Annotated in this window: 10 protein-coding genes; 8 read left to right on the forward strand and 2 right to left on the reverse strand. The window is 30.4% G+C overall.

Going from position 1 to position 7,420, the window contains the following annotated elements:
- The first annotated feature begins 53 nt into the window (after nt 1–53).
- The 5 genes from H3U96_RS09520 (at nt 54) to H3U96_RS09540 (ending at nt 3,778) form a co-directional block, all read left to right on the forward strand.
- Nucleotides 54–680, forward strand: coding sequence for a hypothetical protein (locus H3U96_RS09520; protein ID WP_198196420.1), 627 nt, complete (start codon nt 54–56; stop codon nt 678–680).
- Nucleotides 681–734: 54 nt separating this feature from the next.
- Nucleotides 735–1,280 (forward strand): hypothetical protein, encoded by a 546-nt coding sequence (locus H3U96_RS09525; protein ID WP_198196422.1) that lies wholly within the window; start codon nt 735–737, stop codon nt 1,278–1,280.
- A 210-nt stretch (nt 1,281–1,490) separates the two neighbouring features.
- On the forward strand, nt 1,491–1,700 hold the full coding sequence (locus H3U96_RS09530; RefSeq protein WP_110424538.1) for an AlpA family transcriptional regulator: 210 nt from the start codon (nt 1,491–1,493) through the stop codon (nt 1,698–1,700).
- 83 nt (nt 1,701–1,783) lie between these two features.
- Nucleotides 1,784–3,031 (forward strand): integrase arm-type DNA-binding domain-containing protein, encoded by a 1,248-nt coding sequence (locus tag H3U96_RS09535; protein ID WP_198196424.1) that lies wholly within the window; start codon nt 1,784–1,786, stop codon nt 3,029–3,031.
- A gap of 72 nt (nt 3,032–3,103) precedes the next feature.
- Nucleotides 3,104–3,778 (forward strand): antirestriction protein ArdA, encoded by a 675-nt coding sequence (locus H3U96_RS09540; protein ID WP_198196426.1) that lies wholly within the window; start codon nt 3,104–3,106, stop codon nt 3,776–3,778.
- A 45-nt stretch (nt 3,779–3,823) separates the two neighbouring features.
- On the opposite strand, the gene H3U96_RS09545 is transcribed toward H3U96_RS09540, so the two are convergent.
- Together H3U96_RS09545 and H3U96_RS09550 are read right to left on the reverse strand one after the other, a co-directional pair.
- Nucleotides 3,824–4,732, reverse strand: a complete 909-nt coding sequence (locus H3U96_RS09545) for a hypothetical protein (protein WP_198196428.1) — start codon at nt 4,730–4,732, stop codon at nt 3,824–3,826.
- Between the two features lie 15 nt (nt 4,733–4,747).
- Entirely contained in the window at nt 4,748–6,010 is a 1,263-nt protein-coding gene (locus tag H3U96_RS09550) for a hypothetical protein (protein WP_198196430.1), read from the reverse strand.
- Between the two features lie 665 nt (nt 6,011–6,675).
- On the opposite strand from H3U96_RS09550, the gene H3U96_RS11345 reads away from it, so the two are divergent.
- The 3 genes from H3U96_RS11345 to H3U96_RS11255 all read left to right on the forward strand — a co-directional run.
- Nucleotides 6,676–6,801, forward strand: a complete 126-nt coding sequence (locus H3U96_RS11345; protein WP_255545842.1) for a hypothetical protein — start codon at nt 6,676–6,678, stop codon at nt 6,799–6,801.
- A gap of 61 nt (nt 6,802–6,862) precedes the next feature.
- Nucleotides 6,863–7,030, forward strand: coding sequence for a hypothetical protein (locus H3U96_RS09555; protein ID WP_198196432.1), 168 nt, complete (start codon nt 6,863–6,865; stop codon nt 7,028–7,030).
- 305 nt (nt 7,031–7,335) lie between these two features.
- Nucleotides 7,336–7,420, forward strand: an 85-nt coding sequence (locus H3U96_RS11255) for a transposase (RefSeq protein ID WP_072075904.1), incomplete at its 3' end; no start/stop codon positions are given.

Raw genomic sequence — 7,420 nt, forward strand, 5'->3', positions numbered from 1 at the left:
AAATATCATTAATCTACTAATAATATTTAATTAAATGGATAGGAGATAACAAAATGTCAAAAATAAATTCAACCTTTTTTATAGCTATATCTCTACTATTTGCAGGAAGTTCATTAGCAAATAACAATCCTTACCATGATAGCGAAATATATACGAATGAATCTCAATTAAGTAACATGCAACCAATACCACAATACAATTATGTCCCAGTCTATCCTGAACGTTTAAAAACTTTTAATGAATTACTTAAAAGGGAAATACAACATAAAAAGATTACTTTAGACCACGTTCAATGTATTGATGTTGATGAAGGAGGGTTATGTGAACCTAAAAAAGTAGTTGTTAGATTGGAGTTCGATCTTAGTTATGTTCTTATTGATGGTAAAACCGAAAAAGATGTTCGACTATGGGATATGGATAATACTGATAGACGAGATGCATTTATTGATATTATTGAAGACGATCTTGATAGCTGGTTAAACACTCATGGGCTTCCAATTCGTTCAAGTCGTGATCATGTATTTGCTTTAACTTTAGAAGCTAGGAAATGGTATAAAGATGCGCCATTTTACGTTGTTGGCCTACAACCAACAAAAGTTGAATATATAACTTATAAATATACTGAACCAGGGTTATCTAGAGTAGATGATGCAAACCAATACGAGAAAAGCCCTTTTTAATCTTGGTTATTTAAATTTACTAAATTAATAAAAACAGAATAATAGAACAAAATTATGAAACATTTAATTATATTACTTTTATCTATTGTATTTTCAATTAGTATAGCAAATGCACAAAACAACGATGATATTAAACAAGAAAGATTAAATCGACATTTAGCGGTTATCAAAAATGGAGTTGATACTATACTTGTTCCTGTTAAGTTTAATGGGATACGTGACTATTATAATAATGCTGATATTGTTACAGTTATATTTGAATTACGTTATGGCTTTTTAAATAAAGAACAAAAAGATAAGTTTTGGGAAGAAAAATCAAAAGATGGCTCACTTAAAGCTTGGGAGTCTGAAGTCATCGATGGTTTAACAAATAATATTACAGGAAGATTTGACGTGGAAGGCGATACTGATATATCAGTTGACTACAGTAAAACACGTGAAATGGTTTACAACTATACTAAAGACGCTAAAAAATACTTTAAGAGTAATAACATACCCGCCTATGTAATTAGTTTTCAACCTATTTTAGTATCTTACGAAAAATTCACTATTACCGATCCTAACTTATATCCAGATGAAAAACTTATAAATAATTATTAATCTTAATTAATTTTTAAATAAGGACTAAGTGACCTTGAAAAAAAATTATTATAAATACAATCCTATTATTACGTGGTAAATAATTTATTCCTGTTTTGCACATCAATTAAAACCATTAATGGATATTCTTATTATCAAATAGTAAAAAAATATTGTTGATACCTATCTATTGAATGTAATTAACCCACATCACTCAATAGAGGTACAACAATGTCAACATTCTTACCCCCTTTGGATGCACAAATACATCCTGATTACCTAGTTGATATGAAATATATCACCACACTTACAGGCATGACTGATAAATGGTTTTATGCTTTGATAAAGCAGAATAAATTTCCACTCCCTATAAAACTAGGAAGATCTTCGCGTTGGCGCCTAAAAGAAGTTGAAGCATGGATAAAGACTAAAACTAATTAACAGTTAAATTTCTATCACCCAAGCCACATAGTCAAATATGTGGCTTTTTTTATATCTAAATTTTTATAATTGAGGAATTCGTTATGTCCTTGACAGATTTAAAAATCAAATCCGCCAAACCATACAATAAACAATATAAACTTTCTGATGGTGATGGTTTATTCTTACTTGTTCATTCAAATGGTTCTAAATATTGGCGTTTTCGCTATTATTTCAATGGTAAAGAAAAATTAATGTCTATAGGCCAATATCCTAATGTTTTATTAAGCGAAGCTAGAAAGATACGAAATGAAGCCAAATCATTACTAGCTAGAAATATTGACCCGCAGGTAGAAAAGAAAGCAAAACAGTTTGAAGATGAAATACAAGTTACTTTTGAGCAAGTTGCACGTAAATGGTGTACCAATAACAAAACTTGGTCTGAGCCACATAGAGCAAAAGTACTACGAACATTAGAATTGTATTTATTTCCTAAAATTGGAGCTTATTCTATTTCAGCATTAACTACCCGTCAGTTAATTGTTCCAATTAAAGCTGTTGAAGAAAATGGTCGGTTTGAAGTCGCTAACCGATTACAGCAACGTACTTCAGCAATAATGCGCTATGCAGTGCAAAATGGTTACATCTCTTATAATCCTGCTCAAGATCTAAAAGGGGTAGTGAGTAAAGTAAAAGTGAATCATCGGCCTGCACTTGAACTCGAAAAAATACCTGAACTTTTAGAACGCATTGATAATTTTAAAGGACGAGAGTTAACCAAATTAGCAATAAAACTCTCTCTACTTATATTTATTCGTTCTAGTGAGCTACGGTTTGCTCGTTGGTTAGAAATTGATTTCGATAAAAAGATTTGGACTATTCCTGCTGAAAGGGAAGAAATTGATGGTGTACCTCATTCTCAACGAGGTTCCAAAATGAGAACACCTCATTTAATTCCACTAAGTGATCAAGCAATTGAAATCTTAAAACAGATTCATGAAATTAGTGGCATGTACGAACTAGTATTTATTGGGGATCACTCAGCAAGAAAGCCAATGAGCGAAAACACAATAAACAAAGCATTACGTTCTATTGGCTATGATACCAAAACAGAACTTTGTGGGCATGGGTTTAGAACAATGGCCTGTAGTGCTTTGGTTGAATCTAATCTCTGGTCACGAGATGCTGTGGAACGCCAGATGAGTCATCAAGAACGTAATGGTGTAAGGGCTGCTTATATTCATAAAGCACAGCACATTATTGAACGAACAAAAATGGTTCAGTGGTGGGCTGATTACTTAGATTCAATCCGAACTGAATATGTCATGCCTTATGAATTCAAAACTGCTTAAAAAGCACTCTACTATTTAATTCTCTTTTCAAAAATTAATTATTTTAATATCTAAAAATTTAAGGAGATGTTTATGCAAACATTACCGAATGTATCGTCATACCCTGAATCCACTGCGGTGGGTTCGGGTACGATCTCAGTATTTGTAACCAATTTAGGAAAATATAACGAAGGTGAGTTAGTGGGCGAATGGCTTGCCTTGCCAACAACATCTGAACAAGTAAAACAATGCTTTCAACGAATTGGTATTGATGGCATTAACTATGATGAGTATTTCTTAACAGATTATGAATCAACTGTCTATGGTGTATCAAATTATATATCAGAACATAGTAATCTTGATGAATTAAACTTTTTAGCCTGTAAACTTAACGAATTAAGTCATGATGAAATGGAAATTTATGAAGCAGTTATTGATGTTGGAGACTACGTTAATTCTATTACTGACTTAATTAATTTATCTGATAACTTAGATTGCTTTCAATCCTTGTCCAATATTTCTGATGAATATGATTTAGGTTTTTATTGGATTGCAGAAAGTGGCTGTTATAGTTTAAAAGAGTTAGGCAATTTAAGTAACTACTTTGATTATGAACGATATGGCCATGATATTGCATTTGAACAAAGTGGCACATTTTATTCTGGTAATTACATCTATTATACAGGTGAAACTTTTAGTTCCGATTACGATGGTGAAAGTATTCCTGAAGAGTATTGTGTTTTGAACTATACAAGATCTTTAGAATGAGCACTTAGTAACTCTATAAATTTCAATGAAACTTACAGAGTTACTTTACATTACACATGAGTTAATATTATTTATTTTTTTGTAAAAATTAAGAAATATTAGTATATTTTCTTTAGAGTTAAAGTAATTTGGTAGCTGTGCGTTGAAATTATCATTTAAATAATTGATGCAATATTTTAGTAATTCAAGATATTCCTCAACCTTATCTAAATATGTTAAATTTTCTTTATTAATACGCTTTCGATGTTTGGAGATTAATGCAAAAATTTTTTTAAAAACTTTAATATGTTTGAATAGTAATGAATAACACATTGATATTGCTATAACTTCGAAAGTACAAAACATTTTTATCAAGTATATACCATTATTATCTGTATTTTCTTTATCTGGATTTTGAGGGTTCATGGTCTCAACACAATCATAAGGATAAGTATCTCTAAATGAAAATAGTATTTTATAATATTTTAATAAACCATTACTAAGAAAGTATGATTCTACCCTTATATACAGATAAGGTTGTGTTAAAAATTTCTCAATTTTGATAGAATAACGTGATTCGAATATGGGCATAACATTAATTAATTCTTTATTTAATAATATTCTTTCAAGATTTAATAATAGTTCGGCTTTTTCATAATTAAATTGTTTTTTTTCTGAAAAAAGATGATTAATTTTCGCAAAGAAATTATCCACGATTTCTTTAGTGATTTTTTCCGTACACCAAAAACTTAGTTGCCAACAATTATAATTACAGAATGCGTTATTCCTTTTATTTGCTATTGTTTTACCACAAAATTTACACTGTTTTCTAACAGAATTTTTGTGCTTTTGTATTTTGTTGACTTTTTCATTAAAATGCATTTTACATAAACGATATTGTCTTGCAAGTGGTGTTTTTGCAATGAGTTCATCACATTTTAGTCTTTTACATTTAGATTTTAGTGATTTGTTCATTATGATTTCCAGTTTCTATTCGCCTACCCGTTGAAAAAATCGATTATAAAATGTTATAAATTTCTCATGCCCCTCAATTTTTGTTGAAAGAGATAACTCAAAATAATGATTAATATAGTCGACGATTTTTTGAAATAAATATTCTTTCTTTGAGCTTACATCATTTGGATTTTTTTCTATCATGCTTAATACATCATACGTTATTTTAATGATATCTTTAGTAAATGATTGATCGCCATTGACTAAATTGTGGTAAATGGCTAAAGCCAGTAACTCAAAAAATTGAAAGGTTAGCTTTTCATCAGAAAACTCAAGATGTTTTAATGAATCTCTTAAAAACTTATCAAAATGATTGTCTGTAGTTTTTAAATGAGAAATAAACTCATTAGATAATGATATACGAGCAAATTGGTTCATCAAATGAAAATAAATAACGCTTTTAATCTCTTTTCTCTGTGATAAAGAATTGAACACCATAAAATGGTTGGCATAGAGCATATCTGCTGGTAGGTAAGAAAGAGTATAATCATTAATTTTTATTATAGGCTGGATAATTTCTTGTTTTATTTTCAAACATAATTCAATTAAATCGTTTTTATTTTTTTGTTTGCACTTTTTGGAGTTTCCATCAAGAAAAATTAGACTTTTATATAATGAAGTAGTGATCGGTAATGCTTTATCATTATATATTTGCTCACCATTATAGATTAACTCAGTGCATTTTTTATTCATATCTTTTTTATAATTGGTGCTCATTTTAGGTACTAATAAAATATTTTGCATCGTATTGGTTCCACCAATATCAAGATGATGCAGATGGACCAACTTTAATTTAAGCAAAGGAGCATCTTTTTTTAAAAGCACTTCATAATATTTTTTCATAGAAAGCAAGGCGTATAGGTGATAAATGTCCCCCCAATTATTAACAGATGCCAATCCCCATGGACTGCTTCGCAATAAGCGCTCTACACGTTGCCATATTGCTGTTTTTGTTACTTCACACACAATAGGATGTTCAACAAAACGCATTGCGATCCGACGACAGTTTGCACTGCAATATCGTTGATTTCTTCTTATTTTGATGATGTTTTTACATACAGGGCATTTTTTAGGTATTAATCGTTTTTTCTGTTTTTTTATCGATAATTGATGTTCAAATTCAGCAAGATGTTCACTACATAACCCTTTTTTATATTTAAATAGCGCAGAATAACAGATGGGTTTTTGGCATTTTTTTTTAGTACATTTCGTTGCTAGAGGTGAAAATAATTTAGCCATGCAATATGATTAGCTTATTCAATTTGTATGTTAATTTAAATATTATTGCATTTTCTGTAAAGTACATTTTATGTGTAAATATATAAAACAGCTTACAAATAGAAATATGACAAAGTTTATGTTAATAAACAACCTAGAATAAAATGGAACTAATAGATAATAGCCAACACATTAAATAATATACGTTTGATTTTTATTACATATTCTAGTTTGGGGAGGCTATTTATTGTTCTTATATTCTTAGTAGAGTACCATTTATATGGTTTAATAGTAGTTCATATAAATAAGTCATTTTTTTTAAAATAAGGTTTTCTATTAATATGAAAAAATAATGAAACAACTAAGTATTATTTAAATTTTGGCAGTATCGCAAAAACTGTAGCTGAAATTATAAAGCAAGCGCAATCTCGCCTATTTTGATTGGTGTATCTGGAGCTTGATGTCTTGGAAAATCGTCAATGATAAAACTAATTCGTCAAGAATTAGAAAATAAGCATATTAAGGCTGAAAAGAAGCAGATAAATATATATTTATAGAATTCAATGCTTGGCTCTATCAGGGCTACGATGATGCTAGTGCTGCTCTTATTGATGTTTGATCCTCGCCAAAAAACTGGACATAAGTCGCCTCTATGATATAAACAAAACTCATAGGGGACAAATATCATGGTCAAAAAATTTAGTATCGAATTCAAACAGCAGTCAGTTGATTATGAGTTATCTCATGCACACCTTTCTATCAGCGAACTTACCCAGAATAAAACTAGTCATCGAGAGTTAACGACTGAGTAACAACAAATTATGGTGCTAGGGGGTAAGATATCAAGTTTCAGAAAGGACAATTAGCCGTGTTTTGCGACAATGGGGATTAAGGAGTAAAGCAGCACGTAAATTCAAGTACAAAACAGACACGGCTCATCGCAATATTGTGCCCAACACGTTAGATAAGCAATTTAACCCTGATAAGCCGAATACGACATGGGTAACCTATATTACTTATATTAAAACAGGTGAAGGTTAGTTCGATTTATATGGACAAAAAGTGATTGCTAGGCAAACCATTCGCTACATAGACCATCATTTAGTGTGTAATACATTAAAGAAGCTTTGTTTCGTCATCACTTTTCTAAAAATGAACTCATTCACATTGACCAAGGAAACCAATATTGCAGTGCTGATTTCAAGCAGTTATTGTTACAATATGGACTAAGGCAAAGCACTGATGAATCCCCTAATGATTTTTATCAAAATCATTAAGTTAAGGTAGATACACATCTTGTCATATGATCAAATGGTTTCGCCAAAAATCAATAATCAGACAACAAAATGTGCGAACTCGATATTTTACACGACTCTCTTTACCAATTCTGCCCCGAATTACACTTAAAACGACTCAACAGCTTAACGTTGG

Source organism: Gilliamella sp. M0364, assembly GCF_016100565.1.
GTDB classification, from domain to species: Bacteria; Pseudomonadota; Gammaproteobacteria; order Enterobacterales; family Orbaceae; genus Gilliamella; species Gilliamella apis.

What these genes read in the sequence shown, in the direction of transcription:
- H3U96_RS09520 (WP_198196420.1), top strand. Translation starts at nt 54, where the DNA reads ATGTCAAAAATAAATTCAACCTTTTTTATAGCTATATCTCTACTATTT.
- H3U96_RS09525 (WP_198196422.1), top strand. Translation starts at nt 735, where the DNA reads ATGAAACATTTAATTATATTACTTTTATCTATTGTATTTTCAATTAGT.
- H3U96_RS09530 (WP_110424538.1), top strand. Translation starts at nt 1,491, where the DNA reads ATGTCAACATTCTTACCCCCTTTGGATGCACAAATACATCCTGATTAC.
- H3U96_RS09535 (WP_198196424.1), top strand. Translation starts at nt 1,784, where the DNA reads ATGTCCTTGACAGATTTAAAAATCAAATCCGCCAAACCATACAATAAA.
- H3U96_RS09540 (WP_198196426.1), top strand. Translation starts at nt 3,104, where the DNA reads ATGCAAACATTACCGAATGTATCGTCATACCCTGAATCCACTGCGGTG.
- H3U96_RS09545 (WP_198196428.1), bottom strand. Translation starts at nt 4,732, where the DNA reads ATGAACAAATCACTAAAATCTAAATGTAAAAGACTAAAATGTGATGAA.
- H3U96_RS09550 (WP_198196430.1), bottom strand. Translation starts at nt 6,010, where the DNA reads ATGGCTAAATTATTTTCACCTCTAGCAACGAAATGTACTAAAAAAAAA.
- H3U96_RS11345 (WP_255545842.1), top strand. Translation starts at nt 6,676, where the DNA reads ATGGTCAAAAAATTTAGTATCGAATTCAAACAGCAGTCAGTTGATTAT.